The 19,793-nt window shown below is 67.7% G+C and carries 18 protein-coding genes and 1 riboswitch; of the genes, 10 read left to right on the plus strand and 8 right to left on the minus strand.

Going from position 1 to position 19,793, the window contains the following annotated elements; translation table 11 throughout:
• Window positions 1-11: 11 nt before the first annotated feature.
• Window positions 12-1,214, plus strand: coding sequence for an alanine racemase (locus C6Y53_RS11805; RefSeq protein ID WP_106472604.1), 1,203 nt, complete (start codon window positions 12-14; stop codon window positions 1,212-1,214).
• A gap of 11 nt (window positions 1,215-1,225) precedes the next feature.
• Window positions 1,226-1,843 (plus strand): TetR/AcrR family transcriptional regulator, encoded by a 618-nt coding sequence (locus C6Y53_RS11810; protein WP_211299373.1) that lies wholly within the window; start codon window positions 1,226-1,228, stop codon window positions 1,841-1,843.
• Between the two features lie 131 nt (window positions 1,844-1,974).
• Here C6Y53_RS11810 and aroC read toward each other — a convergent pair whose 3' ends face one another.
• Window positions 1,975-3,078 carry a chorismate synthase gene (gene aroC, locus C6Y53_RS11815; RefSeq protein ID WP_106472606.1) on the minus strand — a complete coding sequence of 368 codons (1,104 nt, stop codon included), beginning with the start codon at window positions 3,076-3,078 and terminating at the stop codon, window positions 1,975-1,977.
• A 96-nt stretch (window positions 3,079-3,174) separates the two neighbouring features.
• Window positions 3,175-3,272: riboswitch (TPP riboswitch) on the plus strand.
• Window positions 3,273-3,309: 37 nt separating this feature from the next.
• On the opposite strand from aroC, the gene thiB reads away from it, so the two are divergent.
• From thiB to C6Y53_RS11850, 7 genes are all read left to right on the plus strand, one after another.
• A complete protein-coding gene (gene thiB / locus C6Y53_RS11820) occupies window positions 3,310-4,287 on the plus strand; it encodes a thiamine ABC transporter substrate binding subunit (RefSeq protein ID WP_106474071.1) in 978 nt (325 codons plus the stop codon).
• Entirely contained in the window at window positions 4,263-5,819 is a 1,557-nt protein-coding gene (locus tag C6Y53_RS11825) for a thiamine/thiamine pyrophosphate ABC transporter permease ThiP (RefSeq protein ID WP_106472607.1), read from the plus strand. Before thiB ends, C6Y53_RS11825 begins: the two co-directional genes overlap by 25 nt.
• Window positions 5,806-6,510, plus strand: coding sequence for a thiamine ABC transporter ATP-binding protein (locus C6Y53_RS11830; RefSeq protein ID WP_106472608.1), 705 nt, complete (start codon window positions 5,806-5,808; stop codon window positions 6,508-6,510). The genes C6Y53_RS11825 and C6Y53_RS11830 overlap by 14 nt, the downstream gene beginning before the upstream one ends.
• 41 nt (window positions 6,511-6,551) lie before the next feature.
• Window positions 6,552-7,163 (plus strand): glutathione S-transferase, encoded by a 612-nt coding sequence (locus C6Y53_RS11835; RefSeq protein WP_106472609.1) that lies wholly within the window; start codon window positions 6,552-6,554, stop codon window positions 7,161-7,163.
• Between the two features lie 174 nt (window positions 7,164-7,337).
• Complete coding sequence (petA, locus tag C6Y53_RS11840) at window positions 7,338-7,922, plus strand: ubiquinol-cytochrome c reductase iron-sulfur subunit (RefSeq protein ID WP_106474072.1); 585 nt, start codon at window positions 7,338-7,340, stop codon at window positions 7,920-7,922.
• A 12-nt stretch (window positions 7,923-7,934) separates the two neighbouring features.
• Entirely contained in the window at window positions 7,935-9,263 is a 1,329-nt protein-coding gene (gene petB, locus C6Y53_RS11845) for a cytochrome b (protein WP_106472610.1), read from the plus strand.
• 17 nt (window positions 9,264-9,280) lie between these two features.
• Window positions 9,281-10,075 carry a cytochrome c1 gene (locus C6Y53_RS11850; RefSeq protein ID WP_106472611.1) on the plus strand — a complete coding sequence of 265 codons (795 nt, stop codon included), beginning with the start codon at window positions 9,281-9,283 and terminating at the stop codon, window positions 10,073-10,075.
• Between the two features lie 166 nt (window positions 10,076-10,241).
• Here the strand turns inward: C6Y53_RS11850 and ccoS are convergent, their stop codons facing one another.
• The 4 genes from ccoS to ccoG are packed head-to-tail and all read right to left on the minus strand — an operon-like array spanning window position 10,242 to window position 14,493.
• Window positions 10,242-10,400: a cbb3-type cytochrome oxidase assembly protein CcoS gene (ccoS, locus tag C6Y53_RS11855; protein ID WP_106474073.1), complete on the minus strand. Its 159-nt coding sequence runs from the start codon at window positions 10,398-10,400 to the stop codon at window positions 10,242-10,244.
• 4 nt (window positions 10,401-10,404) lie between these two features.
• The gene (locus C6Y53_RS11860; protein WP_106472612.1) at window positions 10,405-12,597 is read right to left on the minus strand and encodes a heavy metal translocating P-type ATPase; all 2,193 of its coding nucleotides are present in this window, start codon (window positions 12,595-12,597) and stop codon (window positions 10,405-10,407) included.
• A 5-nt stretch (window positions 12,598-12,602) separates the two neighbouring features.
• Entirely contained in the window at window positions 12,603-13,061 is a 459-nt protein-coding gene (locus C6Y53_RS11865; RefSeq protein WP_106472613.1) for a FixH family protein, read from the minus strand.
• A gap of 1 nt (window position 13,062) precedes the next feature.
• Window positions 13,063-14,493 carry a cytochrome c oxidase accessory protein CcoG gene (gene ccoG / locus C6Y53_RS11870; protein WP_106472614.1) on the minus strand — a complete coding sequence of 477 codons (1,431 nt, stop codon included), beginning with the start codon at window positions 14,491-14,493 and terminating at the stop codon, window positions 13,063-13,065.
• A 188-nt stretch (window positions 14,494-14,681) separates the two neighbouring features.
• Here ccoG and C6Y53_RS11875 point away from each other — a divergent pair, with 188 nt between their 5' ends.
• Complete coding sequence (locus C6Y53_RS11875; RefSeq protein ID WP_106472615.1) at window positions 14,682-15,374, plus strand: DUF2270 domain-containing protein; 693 nt, start codon at window positions 14,682-14,684, stop codon at window positions 15,372-15,374.
• On the opposite strand, the gene C6Y53_RS11880 is transcribed toward C6Y53_RS11875, so the two are convergent.
• From C6Y53_RS11880 to C6Y53_RS11890, 3 genes are all read right to left on the minus strand, one after another.
• Window positions 15,356-16,246 carry a 4-(cytidine 5'-diphospho)-2-C-methyl-D-erythritol kinase gene (locus tag C6Y53_RS11880; protein ID WP_106472616.1) on the minus strand — a complete coding sequence of 297 codons (891 nt, stop codon included), beginning with the start codon at window positions 16,244-16,246 and terminating at the stop codon, window positions 15,356-15,358. The genes C6Y53_RS11875 and C6Y53_RS11880 overlap by 19 nt on opposite strands.
• Window positions 16,233-17,942 carry a tetratricopeptide repeat protein gene (locus C6Y53_RS11885; RefSeq protein WP_211299374.1) on the minus strand — a complete coding sequence of 570 codons (1,710 nt, stop codon included), beginning with the start codon at window positions 17,940-17,942 and terminating at the stop codon, window positions 16,233-16,235. The genes C6Y53_RS11880 and C6Y53_RS11885 overlap by 14 nt, the downstream gene beginning before the upstream one ends.
• A 108-nt stretch (window positions 17,943-18,050) precedes the next feature.
• Window positions 18,051-19,700 (minus strand): electron transfer flavoprotein-ubiquinone oxidoreductase, encoded by a 1,650-nt coding sequence (locus C6Y53_RS11890; protein WP_106472618.1) that lies wholly within the window; start codon window positions 19,698-19,700, stop codon window positions 18,051-18,053.
• Between the last annotated feature and the right edge of the window lie 93 nt (window positions 19,701-19,793).

The following is a 19,793-nucleotide window of genomic DNA, read 5'->3' on the forward strand; positions in this document are numbered from 1 at the left end:
GCGGGCAATCGATGGTGGTCAGGGGAAAACATGACGCGGCGCGCGACGCCTATTTCCTGGGGCTCCAGGACGCATTGCGTGCCGCCGGCATCGTGCAGCCTGTCCTGGTGTTGGACAGGCGGCGGCTGCTTGCCAACATGGACTGCCTTCGGGGGCAACTGCCCGACGGCGTGGCGTTGCGGCTGGCGTCCAAGTCGCTGCCGGTGCCGGCACTGCTGACACTGGTTTCCCGAACCATGGCGACGCGCAGATACATGACGTTCAATGCGCTGATGCTGGGTGAGATTGCGCGCATGGACCCGCAGGCCGAGCAATTGCTGGGCAAGCCGCTGCCGGTTGCGGCAATGGCCCGGCATTACGCCGATACCCCGCCTGTTGCGGATGCCGTCACCTGGCTGATCGATACGCTGCCCCGCCTGCAGCAATATGCGGCATTCGCCCAAACCCGGGGCCGGGTGCTGGATATCTGCCTTGAGATTGACGTCGGCCTGCATCGTGGCGGTTTCCAGGTTGGCGACGCGTTGCGGGCCGCATTGGACTGGTTGAAATCCTGCCGCGTGCTGAGATTTGCGGGCTTCATGGGGTATGACGCCCATCTTTCGAAAATCCCGGCGCTACTGGGGCTGCGGGACCGCCACATTGCCAGGTCTTTCGCGCGCTACCGGGGCGCATTGGACCTTGCCCGCGAGGTGCTGGGCCGTGACGCGGCATCGCTGCCGATCCGGAACGCTGCGGGCAGCCCGACATTCAGGATGCATCGGTCGGATTGCCTGGCGAACGAGGTGACGGTCGGATCCGCGCTGGTCAAGCCGAGCGATTTCGACACCGACCTGCTGGCGGGCTTCCTGCCGGCCTTGTTCATCGCCACACCGGCGCTCAAGGTCAGCGACAGGATGCAGACCCCGGTGCTTGAGCCGCTCGATGGCATCATGCGGATGTTCAACAGGAACCGGTCCGGGGCGGTGTTCATTCACGGCGGCTACTGGAAGGCGACACCGGTGGACCCGCCCGGGCTCTCATATAATGCGACATTCGGACGAAGCTCCAATCAGGAGCTTCTGAATGCCGGTCCGGGTCTCGCCCTCGAGGTTGACGATTTCGTGTTCCTGCGGCCGACCCAAAGCGAGTCGGTCATGCTCCAGTTCGGCGACATCGCGGTCTATGATGAGGGCGGGATCGTGGACAGATGGGCCCCGTTCAGCCCGTCATGCTAGGGAAATCGTCGATGAAAACCGACCTGAACCGCCGCCGGACGCCATCCCAGAAACGGGCGCGGGACACCATCGAATCCATTCTCGCGGCGACCGGCGACCTGCTGGACGAGGTCGGCTTCGAGAACCTGTCAACCAACCTGATCTGCAAGAAGGCGGGGCTGACCCCCCCGGCGCTCTACCGGTATTTCCCGAACAAACATGCGATCATGAGCGAGCTGGGCCAGCGGCTTATGGCGCAGCAGAACGCCATGATGCGCGGCATTTTCGACGGGTTTTCCGCCGATGACGACCTGGTGGCCGTCATCAGACATGCGATGGAAGCGCAGCTCATCCTGACCGAGAACACCCCCGGCGGTCACTGGATCACCAAGGCGCTCTATGCCTCGCCGGCCTTGTGCGCGGTGCGGACCCGGTCGCACGAGATGGCCACCGATGACCTGATGGCCACGGTCGCACTGGCATTTCCGGGCCTTCCCGAAGACGCATTGCGCAAGACCCTGCGCCTGACGGTCGAGATCGGATATTCGGTCATCGAATTCCTGCTGGATGTGCCCGAAACGGACCGGGACAGCCACCTGTCCGAAACCGCCGAACTGCTGGCGTTCAGCCTGGCCAGGCACCAGGCCTAGGAGCGTTCGCATCGCGGGTCGATCCCGAGCGAACGGGCCTTGCCGAACCAAGACGTGTGTTCGCCGATGCGTTCCTTGGCTGGCGCGATCTGCCGCCCGGGCCGGACAGCAGCCTCTGCGCCCGGCATGGCCTATCCGATCCGGCCGCCCGCGTCGCCGATCTGGCCGCGATGCAGCAGAAGGTGATCCAGCAGGATGCAGGCCATCATCGCTTCGCCCACCGGCACCGCGCGGATGCCGACGCAGGGATCGTGCCGGCCCCGGGTGATGATCTCGGTGGCCTCGCCGGATTTCGTGATCGTCCTGCGCGGGCGCAGGATCGACGATGTCGGCTTGACCGCGAACCGCACCACGATGTCCTGCCCGGTCGAGATGCCGCCGAGGATGCCGCCGGCATGGTTGCTGGAATAGACCGGGGTGCCGTCATTGCCCATGAAGATCTCGTCGGCGTTGTCCTCGCCGGTGAGCGCCGCCGCCGACATGCCTTCGCCGATCTCGACCCCCTTGACCGCGTTGATCGACATCATCGCCGCCGCAAGGTCGGTGTCGAGCTTGCCATAGACCGGCGCGCCCAGCCCGGCAGGGGCGCCGCTGGCCACCAGTTCGACCACCGCGCCGACCGAGTTGCCGGATTTGCGCAGCCCGTCCAGATAGCCGGTCCAGTCCGCGGCCGCCTGCGCGTCCGGGCACCAGAACGGGTTCTGTTCGATCTGCCCGGCATCGAACCGGGCGCGGTCGATCCGGTGTGGTCCGACCTGCACCATGTAGCCGCGGATCGTGAGGCCGGGCGCCAGCCTTGCCAGCGCCGCGCGCGCCAGCCCGCCCGCCGCGACCCGCGCCGCCGTTTCCCGCGCCGAGGACCGGCCGCCGCCGCGATAGTCGCGGATGCCATATTTCTGCCAATAGGTGATATCGGCGTGGCCCGGACGGAACTTGTCCATGATGTCCGAGTAATCCCTGGACCGCTGGTCGGTGTTTTCGATCATCAGCTGCACCGGCGTGCCGGTGGTGCGGCCTTCGAACACGCCCGACAGGATCTGCACGGCGTCGGGTTCGCGCCGCTGGGTGGTGAACCGGCTCTGCCCCGGTTTGCGCCGGTCCAGCCAGTGCTGGATCGCCCCGGCGTCGATCTCGATTCCCGGCGGGCAGCCGTCCACGGTCGCCCCGAGGGCGGGCCCGTGGCTTTCGCCCCAGGTGGTCACGCGGAAGAGATGGCCGAAGCTGTTGAGAGACATGGGCTGGGCTCCTGTTCGTCGGGGCGTTCCTAGCCGTGCGGGCGGGTCGCCTCAAGGGCTTTGACCTTGCACATCGACCGCTGGCCGCTTACAGCGGTTGCCACCTCGGGGAGCCTTCGGGCTGAGACGCGCATCGCGGACCCGTTGAACCTGAACCAGTTAGCACTGGCGGAGGGAAGGACCCCGGAGATGACATCCGACCTGACCTGTCGCCGCGAGAGGAAGGATGCCATGAAATACCTAGCACTCGCTGCGGGCATGCTGGCCGCATCGGCGGCCGTCGCCGAAACACCGGAACTGACCGTCTATACCTATGACAGCTTCGTCTCCGACTGGGGGCCGGGCCCGGTGGTCGAAAAGGCGTTCGAGGAAACCTGCGGCTGCGACCTGAAATTCGTCGGCGCCGGCGACGGTGCGGCGCTGCTGGCGCGGATCAAGCTCGAGGGCGAGCGAACCGATGCCGACGTGGTGCTGGGGCTCGACACCAACCTGATCGCGGCGGCGGCCGAAACCGGGCTGTTCGCCGAACACGCGGTGACCGCGGACTATGACATGCCGGTGGACTGGACCGATCCGCATTTCGTTCCCTATGACTGGGGGCTGTTCGCCTTCGTGCACAATGCCGACCGCGACGCGCCCGCGAATTTCCGCGCCCTGGCCGACAGCGACCTCAAGATCGTGATCCAGGACCCGCGGTCGTCCACCCCCGGCCTCGGCCTGCTGTTGTGGGTCAAGGCCGCCTATGGCGACGAGGCCAGGGCGATCTGGGACGGGCTGGCCGACAATATCGTGACGGTGACCAAGGGCTGGTCCGAGGCCTATGGCCTGTTCCTCGAAGGCGAGGCCGACATGGTGCTGTCCTATACCACCTCGCCCGCCTATCATGTGATCGCCGAAGAGGACACCAGCAAAGCGGCCGCCATGTTCGACGAAGGCCACCTGGCGCAGATCGAGGTGGCGGGTGTGCTGGCCTCCTCGGACCAGAAGGACCTGGCCGGGGCATTCCTGCAATTCATGGTCACCGAGGCGTTCCAGTCGGCGATCCCGACCACCAACTGGATGTATCCGGTGGTGGTGCCCGAGGCCGGGCTGCCCGAGGGGTTCGGCGACCTGCCGGCCCCGGACAGGGTGCTGCTGGCCCCCGTGGACAGCGCTGCCGCGATGCGTGACGAGGCGCTGGCCGAGTGGCTGGACGCGCTGAGCCAGTAAGCGCGGCACCGGGGCTGGGCGCGGCGGCGGCGGTCGCCGCGCTGATCCTGGGGGCGCTGGTTGCCGTGTTCCTGCGCGCCGAACCCGGCGCGGGGCTGTCCGCGGCCGACTGGGCGGCGGTGCGGTTCACGCTGGTGCAGGCGGCGCTGTCGGCGGCGATCAGCGTGGCGCTGGCGGTGCCGGTCGCGCGGGCGCTGGCGCGGCGGCGCTTTGCCGGGCGGCGGGTGCTGATCACGCTGCTGGGCGCGCCCTTCATCCTGCCTGTGATCGTCGCGGTGCTGGGGCTGGTGGCGGTGTTCGGCCGCAATGGCTGGGTCAACGCGGCGCTGGGCTGGGCCGGGGTCGACCCGGTGTCGATCTACGGGCTGCACGGGGTGGTCCTGGCGCATGTCTTCTTCAACCTGCCGCTGGCCACCCGCCTGATCCTGCAGGGCTGGCAGGAAATCCCCGCCGAGCGGTTCCGGCTGGCGGCGCAGCTGGGGGCCGGTCCGCGTGCCATCGGCCGGCTGCTCGAACGACCGATGCTGCTGCGGGTGGCGCCCGGTGCGCTGGCGGTGATCTTTGCCATCTGCCTGACCAGCTTTGCCGTGGCGCTGACGCTGGGCGGCGGGCCGCGGGCGACCACGATCGAACTGGCGATCTATCAGGCGTTCCATTTCGACTTCGACCTGGCGCGCGCGGCGCTGCTGTCCTGTATCCAGATCCTGCTGACCGGGGCGGCGGCGCTGGCGGCGCTGCGCGCGGCCCGCGGCGAGGGGTTCGGCGCCGGGCTGGGCCGCCCGGTGCAGCGCTGGGACGCCGACCGCACCGGCCTGCGCCTGCTCGATGCGGCGGTCATCGCGGTGGCGGCGCTGTTTCTGATCCTGCCGCTGGCGGCGGTGGTGCTGCGCGGCCTGCCGGGGCTGCTCGCGCTGCCCGGCGTCGTGGTTGCCGCGGCGCTGACCTCGATTGTCGTGGCGGCGGCCAGCACCGTGCTGCTGTTGGTGCTGGCCCTGCCGATGGCGGCCAGCGTGGCGATGGGCCGGGCGCGCGGGGTCGAGATGGCCGGGCTGCTGGGCATGGCGGTATCGCCGCTGGTGATCGGCACCGGGCTGTTCATCCTGATCAACCCGGTCGCGAACCCGTTTGCGCTAGCGCTGCCGGTCACGGCGGCGGTCAACGCGCTGATGGCGCTGCCCTTTGCCCTGCGTATCCTGGTGCCGCGCGCCCGCGATATCGTCGCCCGGCACGGGCGGCTGGCGCTGTCGCTGAACATGGGCGGCTGGCCGTTCGCCCGCCGGGTGATGCTGCCGGGATTGCGACCGCAGATCGGGTTTGCCGCCGGGCTGGGCGCGGCGCTGTCGATGGGGGATCTCGGTGTGATCGCGCTCTTTGCCGATACCGGGCGGGCGACGTTGCCATTGCAGGTCTATCGCCTGATGGGCGCCTACCGGATGGAGGCCGCGGCGGGCGCGGCGCTGCTGCTGCTGGTGTTGTCGATGGCGGCGTTCTGGCTGCTGGATCGCGGGGGGCGGTATCATGCTGAGGCTTGAGGCGGTCACGATCCGCAACGACGATTTCACACTGGGCGCCGATCTGGCGATCGAGCCGGGGCGCCGGGTCGCGGTGATCGGCCCGTCGGGGGCGGGCAAGTCCACGCTGATCGAAGCCATCGCCGGGTTCCGCCCGCCGGAACGGGGCAGGGTGCTGTGGAACGGGCGCGACATCACCGCCGCCGCGCCGGGGGCGCGTCCGGTGGCGATGCTGTTCCAGGATGGCAACCTGTTTCCGCATCTCGACCTGACCGCGAATGTGGGGCTCGGGCTGGATCCCGACCTGCGGCTGGACGACCGGCAGCGCCGCCAGGTGCGCGAGGCGATCGCGCGGGTCGGGCTGGCGACGCTGGAGGGGCGGAAACCGGCGGCCCTGTCGGGCGGGCAGCAGAGCCGCGCGGCATTGGCGCGGGTGCTGGTCCAGGGGCGGCCGCTGCTGCTGCTCGACGAACCCTTTGCCGCGCTGGGGCCGGCGCTGAAGGCCGAGATGCTGGACCTGGTCGCCGAGCTGGTGGCGGAAACCGGCGCCACGCTGCTGATGGTCAGCCACGATCCGGGCGATGCGCGGCGGATTGCCGACCAGGTCGTGCTGGTCGCCGAGGGGCGGGCCGAGCCGCCGCGCGAAACGGCGGCTCTGCTGGACAATCCGCCGCCCGCGCTGCAAGCCTATCTGGGTGAAACCGGCGCCTGATCGGCCGCCCGGTGAACCACGCCCGACGGGAGGACGCAGGAATGAAGCTCTTTTACAGCCCCACATCGCCCTATGTGCGCAAGGTGATGGTGCTGCTGCACGAGACCGGCCAGCTGGACGATGTCGACCTGGTCACGGCGGCGACGACGCCGCTGGCGCCGGCACCCGAACTGCTGGCCAAGAACCCGCTGTCCAAGGTGCCCGCGCTGGAACGCGGCGACGGCCCGACCCTGTTCGACAGCCGGGTGATCTGCGCCTTTCTCGATGACCGGGCCGGGGCGGGGCTCTACGGTCACGGCGCGCGGCAATGGGAGATCCGGACGCTCGAGGCGCTGTGCGACGGCATTCTCGATGCGGCGCTGCTGATGGTCTACGAATCGCGGATGCGCCCCGAGGCGATCCGTTTCGACGACTGGACCGAGGGCCAATGGGCCAAGATAGACCGCGCCTGCGAGGCGCTGAACCGCCGCTGGATCGGCCATCTGGCCGGGGCGCTCAACGCGGGTCAGATCGCGGCGGGCTGTGCGCTGGCCTATGTCGATTTCCGCCATGGCGACCGGGACTGGCGGCGCGGGCGCGGCGCGCTGGCGGACTGGTTCGCCGGGTTCGATTCGCGCCCCTCGATGCAGGCCACGCGCCCGCCCGGGGCCTGAACCGGGACCGCGAGGGCATAAAACTGTGACAGCGGGGCCAGATGCGCCCCGGTGTGCGACTTTGACCGCTGGACGAAACTCCGCCTTGCCGCTAGTAACCCACGCATGATCGCCGTTTTTCGCGGCGCGTTCGCATGTTTGCCCCTCGCGGGCGCAGCAATCGGAGAAAACCTCGTGTCCCACGCAGAAGACCACGAAGGCACCCGGAGAGATTTCCTCTACTACGCCACAGCCGGCGCAGGTGTCGTGACCACAGGGGCCGCCGTCTGGCCGCTGATCAACCAGATGAACCCGTCGGCCGACGTGCAGGCGCTGTCGTCGATCAGGGTCGATGTCGGCGATGTGGAACCGGGCACCCAGATCAGCGTCAAGTTCCTGGGCAAACCGGTGTTCATCCGCCGCCGCACCCAGGAAGAGATCGACTGGGCCAACGAGGTCGATGTCAGCGAACTGCCCGACTCGAACGCGCGCAACGCGAACCTGCCGGCCGATGCCGATGCCAGCGACATCAACCGCGGCCTGCTGCCGCCGGGCGCCGAGCCGGGCACCGACAGCGAATGGCTGGTCATGATGGGCGTCTGCACCCACCTGGGCTGCGTGCCGCTGGGTGACGGCGCGGGCGAGTTCCACGGCTGGTTCTGCCCCTGCCACGGGTCGCACTACGACACCGCCGGGCGCATCCGCAAGGGCCCGGCCCCCGAGAACCTGCCGATCCCGGTCGCCGAGTTCCTCGATGAAACCACGATCAAGCTTGGCTAGGGAGGCTTTGTAATGTCCGGAATTCCGCACGATCACTACGAGCCCAAGAGCGGCTTCGAGAAATGGCTGCACAGCCGGCTGCCCATCGTGGCGCTGGCCTATGACACGCTGATGATCCCCACCCCCAAGAATCTCAACTGGTGGTGGATCTGGGGCATCGTCCTGGCCTTCTGCCTGGTTCTGCAGATCGTCACCGGTATCGTTCTGGTGATGCACTACACCCCGCATGTGGACATGGCGTTCGCATCGATCGAACATATCATGCGCAACGTGAACGGCGGCTACATGCTGCGGTACCTGCATGCCAACGGCGCGTCGCTGTTCTTTGTCGCCGTCTATATCCACATCTTCCGCGGCCTCTATTACGGTTCATACAAGTCCCCGCGCGAGATCACCTGGATCATCGGCATGCTGATATACCTGTGCATGATGGCAACCGGGTTCCTGGGCTATGTTCTGCCCTGGGGTCAGATGTCGTTCTGGGGCGCAACCGTGATCACCGGCCTGTTCGGCGCGATCCCGTTCATCGGCGAAGGCCTGCAGACCTGGCTGCTGGGCGGACCGGCGGTGGACAATGCCACGCTGAACCGGTTCTTCTCGCTGCATTACCTGCTGCCCTTCGTCATCGCGGCGCTGGTGGCGGTGCATATCTGGGCCTTCCACTCGACCGGCAACAACAACCCCGCCGGGGTCGAGGTGCGCCGCGGGTCCAAGGCCGAGGCCGAGAAGGACACCGTGCCGTTCTGGCCCTATTTCGTCATCAAGGACCTGTTCGCGCTGGCGGTGATCCTCACCGTGTTCTGGGCGGTCGTGGGTTTCATGCCGAACTACCTGGGCCACCCGGACAACTACATCGAAGCCAACCCGCTGGTGACGCCGGCGCATATCGTGCCCGAATGGTATTACCTGCCGTTTTACGCGATCCTGCGTGCGTTCACTTCTGACGTGTGGGTGGTGCAGATCGCGTCGTTCCTGACCGGCGGCATCGTCGATGCCAAGTTCTTTGGCGTGATCGCCATGTTCGGCGCCATCTTCGTGATGGCCCTGGTGCCGTGGCTCGACACCTCGTCGGTCAAGTCAGGCAAGTATCGCCCGATGTTCAAATGGTGGTTCGCGCTGCTGGTGATCGACTTCGTGGTGCTGATGTGGCTGGGCGCGATGCCGGCGGAAGAACCCTATGCCAGCTTTGCGCTGATCGGGGCCGCCTACTGGTTCGCCTATTTCCTGGTCATCCTGCCGATCCTCGGCGTGATCGAGAAACCGGAAACGCCGCCGGCCACCGTCGAAGAAGATTTCGAGGCGCATTACGGCAAGGCGTCCGGCGCCACGCCGGCCGAATGAGAAAGGGAACGGGACCAATGTTCAAGAAAACCGCAATCGGTGCCGCATTCGCCCTCGCCCTGACCCCTGCCGCGTCTTTCGCGGCAGGCGGCGGAGAGCAGCATATCGAAGACTTCGCCTTTTCCTTCGAAGGCCCCTTCGGCACCTATGACATCAACCAGCTTCAGCGCGGGCTGCAGGTCTACACCGAGGTCTGTTCCGCCTGTCACGGGTTGAAATATGTGCCGCTGCGCACGTTGAGCGACGAGGGCGGCCCGAGCCTGCCCGAGAACCAGATGCGGGCCTATGCCAGCGACAATTTCGAGGTGTTCGACGCGGAGCTGGACGATTTCCGCCCGGCCAAGCCCACGGATAACTTTCCGGAAAATACTGCCGCCGGCGCGCCGGACCTGTCGATGATGGCCAAGGCCCGGGCCGGGTTCCACGGCCCCTACGGGCTGGGCATCAACCAGCTGGTCAAGGGCATGGGCGGCGCGGAATACATCGCGTCGATCCTGACCGGCTATACCGGTGAGGAAAAGGAAGAGGCCGGCACGATCCTCTATGAGAACACCGCCTTTCCCGGCGGCTGGATCTCGATGGCGCCGCCATTGTTCGACGAACAGGTCGAATTCGCCGACGGTCATGCCAACGACCTGCATCACCTGTCCGAGGACGTGTCCGCGTTCCTGATGTGGGCGGCGGAGCCCAAGATGATGGCCCGCAAGCAGGCCGGGTTCGTCGGCGTCCTGCTGCTGGCGATCATGTCGGTGCTGCTCTACCTGACCAACAAACGGCTGTGGGCGCCGCTGAAGGGCAAGAAGCACGGCTGACGGCATCCGATCCGGATACGAAATGAAAACCCCGCGGTTTGCCGCGGGGTTTTTTCATGGGGTCGCAGGGCGCCGCGTCCTGTCTGGCCGGGTGATCCGGGGGCTCTGCCCCCGCCGCCCCTGCGGGCGGCTCCCCCGGGATATTTCAGGCAAGAGGAAGGCGCGGTCAGGGTTTGGGGTGGTCGTCCCATTCGCCGGTCAGGATGCGCCGGCTGTCGCCTTCGGGGTCGTCATACTGGTTCGAGCGCACCGTGTAGATGAAGGCGACCAGGCCCAGGGCGCCGAGGCCCAGCGAGATCGGGATCAGGTAGGACAGGATCGACATCACGTCACCTCAGCCGCAAAGCGTTCAGGGATACCGTAAGGGACGAGGCCGACATCGCCAAGGCCGCGACCAGCGGTGTCGCCAGCCCGGCCACCGCCAGCGGCACGGCGATGACGTTATAGGCGGTGGCGATACGGAAGTTTTCGCGGATCCGGCGGGTGGCCGTCCCGGCGGTTTCGCAGGCATCGGCGATGGGCGAGAGGTCGTTGCCCAGCAGCACGATATCGGAGGCCACGCGCGCCGCGTCGAGCGCGGAGGCCGGCGAGATCGACACATGCGCCGACGCGAGCGCGGCGGTGTCGTTCAGACCGTCGCCCACCATCAGCACCTTGCGCCCCTCGGCGGCGAGCGCGGCGATCCGCGCGGCCTTGTCGGCGGGCAGGGCGCCGGCGGTCCGGTCGGCGATGGCAAGCCGGTCGGCCAGCGCCGCCACCGCGCGGTCGCTGTCGCCCGAGATCAGCAGCACCTGTTTGCCCGCCGCCGTCAGCGCCTGCACCAGGTCCGCCGCGCCGGGGCGCAGGGCATCGCGGAAGCGGATTTCAAGCGCTGGCGCGTCGCCGATGGCCAGCCATGTGGCGGTTTCCGGCCCCGCCTCGGCGCCCAGCCAGGCGGCGCGGCCCAGCCTGACGGGCCGGCCGTCGAGCCGGCCCTCGGTGCCGTAGCCGGGCCGTTCGGCGATATCGGTCACCGGCGCCGGGCTGACGCCCCGGGCGCGGGCCGCGCTGGCCAACGCCCGTGACAGCGGATGGGCCGAGCCTTCGGCCAGTGCCAGTGCCACGGCAAGATCGGCACGCGGCAGGGTGTCGAGCGCCAGCGGTTCGGGCATGCCCATCGTCAGGGTGCCGGTCTTGTCGAACACCACCGTGTCCACGTCGGCCAGCCGCTCGAGCGCGGTTTCGTGCTTGATCAGCAACCCGCGCCGGAACAGCCTGCCCGACGCGGCGGTGGTGACCGCCGGCACGGCGAGCCCCAGCGCGCAGGGGCAGGTGATGATCAGCACGGCGGCGGCGATGTTCAGCGCCACCCTCAGGTCGCCCGACCAGGCCAGCCAGCCGAGGAAGGACAGCGCCGACAGGATATGCACGCCGGGCGCGTAGAGCCGGGCCGCCGCATCGGCCAGCGGCGTGTAGTTGCCGCGCCCGGATTCGGCCACCGCCACCAGGTCGGCCATCCGGTGCAGCGAACTGTCACGGCCCACCGCGCTGGCGCGGATCACCAGCGGTCCGGTCAGGTTGACCTCGCCCGCGCTCACGCGCTGTCCGGGTTCGGCGGCAACCGGCACGGTTTCGCCGGTCAGCAGCGACCGGTCCAGTTCGGACCGGCCTTCGACGATCTCGCCATCGACCGGCATCCGCCCGCCGGGGCGCACCCGCAGCAGGTCGCCGACGGCCAGGTCGGCAATGGCGACCTCTTCTTCGGTCCCGTCGCGCAGCCGGGATGCGCGTGGCACTTCGAGCGCGGCCAGTTCCGACGCCGCCGAGCGCGCCGCGACGCGGGTGCGGTGATCGAGATAGCGCCCCGCGAGCAGGAAGAAGGTCAGCGCCAGCGCCGCATCGAAATAGGCGTGTTCGCCTGACAGCGTGGTTTCCCAGAGCGAGGTGACCAGCGCCAGGCCGATCGCCAGCACGATCGGCACGTCCATGTTCAGCCGCCGGACCGAGAGCGCCGACCATGCGCTGCGGAAAAACGGCTGGGCCGAATAGAGAATCGCCGGAAAGGCGATCGCGGCCGAGATCCAGTGGAACAGGTCGCGGGTCGCGTCGCCGGCGCCGGACCAGACCGACACCGACAGCAGCATGACGTTCATCATCGCGAAACCCGCCACCGCCAGCCGCAGCAGCAGCGCACGGCCCTGGGCATCGATCTGGGTGGCGGCAAGCGTCCCGCTGTCGAGTTCATGCGCCTCGTAGCCGAGACCGTCGAGCACAGTGACCAGGTCGGCGGCGGTCACGCCGGGGTCGGTCTCGATGCGGGCGCGTTTGAGCGTGAGGTTCACCCGCGCGGACCGCACGCCGGGATGGGCGGCCAGGCCGCGTTCGACGGCGGCGATGCAGCCCTGGCAGTGGATCGTCGGCAGGGACAGGGCGATGGCGTCGTCGCCGGGCGCCGGGGCCGCCACATCCGCAACCCCGCCGGGCATGGCGGCGCAGCCGGGACAGGCTGCGGCAGGGGCGGGGCGGGGCAGGGCGGCGGTCATCGGCGTCAGTCCTTCACATGCAGCACCACGCGCTGGGTGAATTCGGTGCCGTCCCGGGCCGTCGCCTCCATGCGCAGGTTCCAGTTGCCGGCGCCGAGCGTGGCGGGGGCGCTGTATTCGGTCCCGTCGAAAACGAAATCGGGCCGGATGTCGTCGCGCACATGGGTGGCGCGCCCCAGTGTCGCGTTCAGCCGGGCGACTTCGACCGGGTTGCCATGTGCATCCGTGATCGACAGGAAAACCCGGCCGTCCTGGGCCTCGGCCCGCACGGACCAGCCCAGCGCCGTCTGCGCGTCGCGCCGGTCGTCGAACTGCTGGCTGGCGACGTAGGAGTTCTTGACCTCCAGCCCGGGGAAGGTCCGCACCGCGCTGACCGCCAGCACGATGTTGACGGTGATGATCACGGCAAAGGCGCCCCCGAACAGAAGCAGCGCGTGACGCCCGGTGAATTCACGTTGTGCCATCTCAGCTGCCCTTTCCGCTGAACACGGTGTCCTTGTGGGCGCGGTCGCTATTGGTCAGGTCCTCGATCCAGAACCGGAAATCGGTCAGTCCGCCGCTGGCCGGGGCCGAGCCCTGCGGGGCGACGACATAGACCCGCTGCAGATGCGCGGCGTTGGCCGGCACGGTGACCGAATCGTATGGCGTGCCTTCGAGCTGGATCCGCAGGGTCGGATCGCCCTTTACCGACAGCCGGAACAGGCGGTCCTCGCCATGTTTGTTGCGCAGCCGCACGTCATAGGTGTTGCGGATCGAGCCGTCCGACAGGGTGACGAAGGTCGGATTGCGCACCGGGGCCACGGTCATTTCGATATCGGCCCGGATGAACAGCGCGAACAGCAGCGCAACGCCCACCAGCGACCACAGCGCGGTATAGAGGATCGTGCGCGGGCGCAGGATGTGTTTCCAGACGTTGCGCGGCTCCGCGCCGGCGCGTTCGCGCACCTCGTCCGACTGCGCCATGTAGTCGATCAGCCCGCGCGGCTTGCCGATGCGTTCCATCACATCGTCGCAGGCGTCGATGCACAGCGCGCAGGTGATGCATTCCATCTGCTGCCCGTCGCGGATGTCGATCCCCATCGGGCAGACATTGACGCAGGCCATGCAGTCGATGCAATCGCCCTGTTCGGCCCCCGCCTTGACCTCGGCGCTGTGCTTGCGCGGCTCGCCGCGCCATTCGCGGTAGCCGACGATCAGCGTATCCTCGTCCAGCATCGCCGACTGGATGCGCGGCCAGGGGCAGGCATAGATGCAGATCTGTTCCCGCGCGATCCCGCCGAAGAAGAAAGTGGTGAAGGTCAGGACCGCCATCGTGGTATAGGCGACCGGGTGGGCGTTGCCGGTGACCAGGTCGCGCGCCAGCGTCGGTGCGTCGGCGAAATAGAATACCCACGCGCCGCCGGTGGCCAGCCCGATCAGCAGCCAGGCCGCCCATTTCGTCAGCCGCAGCCGGAACTTGCGGAAATCCATCTTCTTTTGCCGGTGCAGCCGCAGTCGCGCGTTGCGGTCGCCTTCGATCCAGCGTTCGACGAGGATGTAGAGGTCGGTCCAGACCGTCTGCGGGCAGGCATAGCCGCACCAGACCCGGCCCAGCGCCGAGGTGAACAGGAACAGCCCCAGCCCGGCCATGATCAGCAGACCGGCCACGAAATAGAATTCATGCGGCCAGATCTCGATCCAGAAGAAATAGAACCGCCGGTTGGCCATATCCAGCAGCACCGCCTGGTCGGGCAGGCTGGGGCCGCGGTCCCAGCGGATCCACGGCGTCAGGTAATAGATCGCCAGCGTGACGCCCATGATCCACCATTTCAGGGTGCGGAACGGACCGGACACCCGACGCGGAAAGATAGGCTCGCGGGCCTTGTAGAGGCCGGGGGAGGGGCTGGATTCACTCAACGGGCTGCTCCGATACTGGGCTGGCTCAGACGTCCTTGTCACAATTGAGGGTTCGGCCAACTTTGACCTGCGTCAATTCTGAGTCTGGAAGTTACCATATTTCACACAAGCTTTGTGGCGGCCGGCTTTGACCGGTCTCCTGCGCCGTGCAATAAAATTCATCGGGGTGCCGTTGAACAGAGGGTAGGATGTCGCAAGCACCGGGCCAGCAGGAAGCCGAACCGCGAAAGGCGCTCAGCGCCGCCGAGATCGGGGCCGTCGCCCATCTCTACCGGGGCGAGGTCTATCGGTCGACGATCTGGCGCACGCGGCTCGACACCACCACCAACTGGGCGGTGGTCACGCTGGGGGTGGCGCTGTCGATCACGTTTTCCAGCCCCGGCGCGTCGCCGCTGCCGCTGGTTCTGGTCGGGGTGCTGCTGCTGTTCTTCCTCGCGCTCGAGGCGCGGCGCTATCGTTACTTCAACGTCTGGCGCGCCCGCTGCCGCTGGATGGAGACCCATTTCTTTGCGCCGATGCTGCATGACGGCGACCTGCACATGGAGGAGGGCTGGCAGGAAACGCTCGCGCAGGATTACTGGCGGCCGCGCTACCATGTCTCGATGCTGACGGCGGTCGGGCGCCGGATCCGGCGATCCTATCTGTGGCTGCTCCTGATCCAGATGCTGGCCTATCTGGGCAAGCTGCTGGTGCATCCCGTCCCGGCCACGGGTCTGGACGTTTTCGTGAAACGGGCAACCGTCGGTCATTTCCCCGGCATTCTGGTGCTGGCGCTGGGGTTCGCCTATTGCGGCGTGTTCATCTGGCTGGCGGTCTGGAGCTACCGCAGCGATGGCCGCAGGATGCGGACCAAGAAGACCGCCTACAGTTCGATGGGCTGATCCGCCGGGTCGTGATGCGCGGCCCCCAGTATCGTCGATCGCACCCACCAGCCGGGGTTGGCGGCGGCGATCTGGCCGGCGGCCTGCCGTGCCGTGGCCGTGTCCGTGAACAGCCCGAAACAGGTGGCGCCGGACCCGCTCATGCGGACCAAGGCGGCACCGCTGTCGCCGAGCGCGGTCAGCACAGTGCCGATGCCGGGGGCCAGGGCCCGGGCCGGGGCTTCGAGATCGTTGCGCTGCCCGCGCAGCCAGTCTGCGCAGGCGCGGGCGTCGGCAAAGGCGGGAATATCGTCCATCGCGGAGCCATCGCGCCGCGAAAGGCGGCGGAACACATCGGGCGTGGCGACCGAGACGCCGGGATTGACCAGAACCGCGGGCAGGGGGGGCAGGCCGGACACGGGCTCCACGTTTTCGCCGATCCCGCGCATCCGCGCGGTTCGCGCCGCCAGGCAGACCGGCACATCGGCCCCCAGCGCCAGCGGAGCGGGCATCGCCACGCCGAGGCGGTCACGCAACACGCGCAGCGTGGCGGCGGCGTCCGACGAGCCGCCGCCGATCCCGGCCGCCGCCGGCAGGTGCTTGTCGAGCGTGATCGCGGCGCCGGTCACCCCGGCCAGCCGCGCCGCGCGCAGCACCAGGTTGTCGGGCCCGGTGGGAACGCCGCCGGCCATCGGCCCGGTGACGGTCAGCGACAGGCCCGTGTCCGGCGCGACGGCCACGCGGTCGCCCAGGTCCGCGAACACGACCAGCGAATCCAGCAGGTGATAGCCATCGGCGCGGCGGCCGGTGACATGCAGGGTCAGGTTGATCTTGGCCGGTGCGAATTCGGACTGTCGGGCAGGGGTCGGCGCGCCGGTGTCAGTCGGAGCCATTGGCCACCTTGAGCGGCTCGGCTCCTTCCCCGGCCAGAACCGCGTCCAGCCCGATCTCGAGCTTGCTGCGGATGCGATCCGGGTCGGCCTCGCCATCGGTGTCGTCCGGTTTGATGAAGGACAGGGCGCGTTTCCACTGGAATTCGGCCTCGCGCTTGCGGCCCACGGCCCAGTAGACATCGCCCAGGTGGTCGTTCACCACCGGGTCCACAGGCATCAGCGAAACGGCGGTTTCCATGTGGCCCACCGCCTCGTCGTAGCGGCCCAGCCGGTAGAGCACCCAGCCCAGGCTGTCGACGATATAGCCGCTGTCGGGCCGCGCGGCGACCGCGCGTTCGATCATCCCGAGCGCCTCGTCGAGCTTGATCTGCTTTTCCACCAGCGAATAGCCGAGATAGTTCAGCACCTGCGGCTGGTCCGGGTTCAACTCCAGCGCGGTGCGGAAATCCGATTCGGCCTGTTCCCAGTTCCTTTCGCGTTCGTGGCAGATGCCGCGGGCATAGAGCAGGAACCACATCGACGGGTCGTCCGCTTCGGTCAGGTCCACCGCCCGGTCATAGGCCCGTGCGGCCTCGCCGTAGTTTTCCTGCTGCCGCAGCATGTCACCGAGCGACGAATGCACGATCGCAAGTTCGGGATGTTCGCGCGCCAGCTTTTCCAGGACCTCGATCGCGGCGTTGACCTTGTCGGCGCGGCGCAGCGCGTCGGCGCGGCCCAGTTCGGCGGCGTAGTAATCCGGGCTGTCCGTCGGGATCTTCTTGTAGGTCTCGACCGCCAGGTCATACTGGCCCATCCCGTCCAGCAACTCGGCGCCGAGCAGTTGCGCGTCGATATGGTCGGGGCGCAGGAACGACGCGACCCGGACATAGACCAGCACATAATCGGGCGAGGCCTCGCGGCGCAGCGCCTGGCCGATGGCAAAGAAGATCTCGGCCATGCCGTCGCGGACATCGCGGACCTGGGTAAAGGGCAGCGCCTCGCCCGCCTGCAACCGGGCCACGATATCGGCCAGCGACGGGTCGGTGGTGTTCGAGAACACCCGGTCCAGCATCGCCAGCGCGTCACCGTCGCGTTCCAGCTGCGACAGGATTTCGGCGCGCGCGATGGCGGCGCGACCGCTGACCATCATGCCGTCCTCGTCGGCGGCAAAGATCGCCTCGGCGCCTTCGAAATCGCCGACCGAGGCCAGCGCCAGCGCCTTGTGGTAGAGCGCGAAGTTGCGCAGGCCGTCATCCTCGGCCACCTTGTCGAACTGTTCCAGCGCCTGGGCTACCGACCCGGCCCCCAGATGCGCCCAGGCGGCGATCAGCCCGTCGACCAGCGGTCCGACCCCTACCGTTTCCGGGTCGCGGGACAGGATCGCTTCGTATTCGCCGCGCGCGGCCAGATCGGCCACCACCGTCATATGCGCCGGCTGGCTTTGCAGCCCCAGCTCCTCCATGCGCTGCGCGATCGGCACCGCCTTGTTCACCTCGCCCAGCGCCAGCCGCGACACCACGACGCTTTCCATCAGCGACGGGTTGTCACGGTCATAGCTCAGCGCGCGCGCGTAATACCGGTCGCCATTGGCGAAGTCGCTGACAAAGGCCGCGTGCCGCCCGGCCAGGTAGGCGCCCGAGCCCGACTGCGCCAGCACCGGGGCGGGCAGGGCCAGCGAAAGCGTCAGCAGCGCGGCGGCGGTGGTCTGGTAGAACATGTGGGGCAAAACCGGCCTCGTGACTTGCATCGGGTGCAAGCTAGGCGTTCCCTGCTCCACGCGCAATGGCGGGGCCGCCCCGGCGCCGCCATTGCAGGGGTTTTTCGATCACATATTGGGGTAATTCGGCCCGTCGCCGCCCTGCGGGGTGACCCAGTTGATGTTCTGGCTGGGATCCTTGATGTCGCAGGTCTTGCAGTGGACGCAGTTCTGGAAGTTGATGACAAAGCGCGGATCGCTGCCATCCTCGCGCACCACTTCGTAGACCCCGGCCGGGCAATAGCGTTGCGCCGGTTCGTCGTATTTCGGCAGGTTGACCGAAATCGGCAGGTCCGGATCGGCCAGCCGCAGGTGGCAGGGCTGTTCCTCCTCGTGGTTGGTGAAGGAGAAACTGACATTGGTCAGCCGGTCGAAGCTCAGCTTGCCGTCGGGTTTGGGATAGTCGATCGGCTTGTGCTTGCTGGCCTCCTCGGTCACCGCGGCGTCGGTCTTGCCGTGGCGCATGGTGCCGAACAGCGAAAAGCCCAGCGTATTGGTCCACATGTCGAACCCGCCCAGAACCAGCGACGGGATCAGCCCCCATTTCGACCAGAACGGTTTGACATTGCGGACCTTTTTCAGATCCCGGCCGATCGCGCCGGTGCGGACCTCGTCCTCGTAGGCGGTCAGTTCGTCGGCGCTGCGCCCGGCCTGGATGGCGGCATAGGCGGCTTCGGCCGCCGCCTTGCCGGACAGCATCGCGTTGTGGTTGCCCTTGATGCGCGGCACGTTGACCATGCCCACCGAACAGCCCAGCAGCGCCACGCCCGGCGCCACCATCTTGGGCATCGACTGGTATCCGCCCTCGGAGATCGCCCGCGCACCATAGGCCACGCGCTTGCCGCCTTCGAGCAGCTGCGCCATCATCGGGTGATGCTTGAACCGCTGGAATTCCATATAGGGGAAGACATGCGGGTTCTTGTAGTTCAGGTGGACCACGAAGCCCACATAAACCTGATTGTTTTCAAGGTGGTAGACGAAAGATCCGCCGCCCGCATTCGACCCGAGCGGCCAGCCCATCGTATGGGTCACGGTGCCCTCGCGGTGCTTGGCGGGGTCGATCTCCCAGATTTCCTTCATGCCGATGCCGAATTTCTGCGGCTCCTTGCCGGCCGAGAGATCGTATCTGGCGATCACCTCCTTGGCGAGGCTGCCGCGCACGCCTTCGGACAGGAAAACGTATTTGCCGTGCAGTTCCATGCCCGGTTCATAGGACGGTCCGGGGGTGCCATCGGGGTTCTTGCCGAATTCGCCCGCGACCACGCCCCTGACCTCGCCAGTGTCGCCATAGACCAGTTCGGAACAGGCCATGCCGGGGAACACCTCGACCCCCAGCGCCTCGGCCTGTTTGGCCATCCAGCGGCAGACATTGCCCATGCTGACGATATAGTTGCCGTGATTGTTCATCAGCGGCGGCATCGGCCAGTTGGGCACGCGGATCTTGCCCGCCTCGCCCAGCATGTAGAAATTGTCTTTCGCGACCGGCACGTTCAGCGGCGCGCCCTTGTCCTTCCAGTCCGGGATCAGGGCGTCCAGCCCGCACGGGTCCAGGACCGCGCCCGACAGGATATGCGCGCCGACCTCCGAGCCCTTTTCCAGCACCACCACGTTCAGATCGCCGTCGAGCTGCTTCAGCCGGATCGCCGCCGAAAGACCGGCCGGCCCCGCGCCGACGATCACAACGTCATATTCCATCGCTTCGCGTTCAATCTCGGACATGTCCGGGCTCCTTGGCTATGGGGCACGCGGGGCAGGCATCCGCGCGGCTGGGGCTTGTGTTGCTTGGTCCGGAACTATGTTGCCCGTCAAGCC

The organism is Pukyongiella litopenaei (assembly GCF_003008555.2).
GTDB lineage: Bacteria > Pseudomonadota > Alphaproteobacteria > Rhodobacterales > Rhodobacteraceae > Pukyongiella > Pukyongiella litopenaei.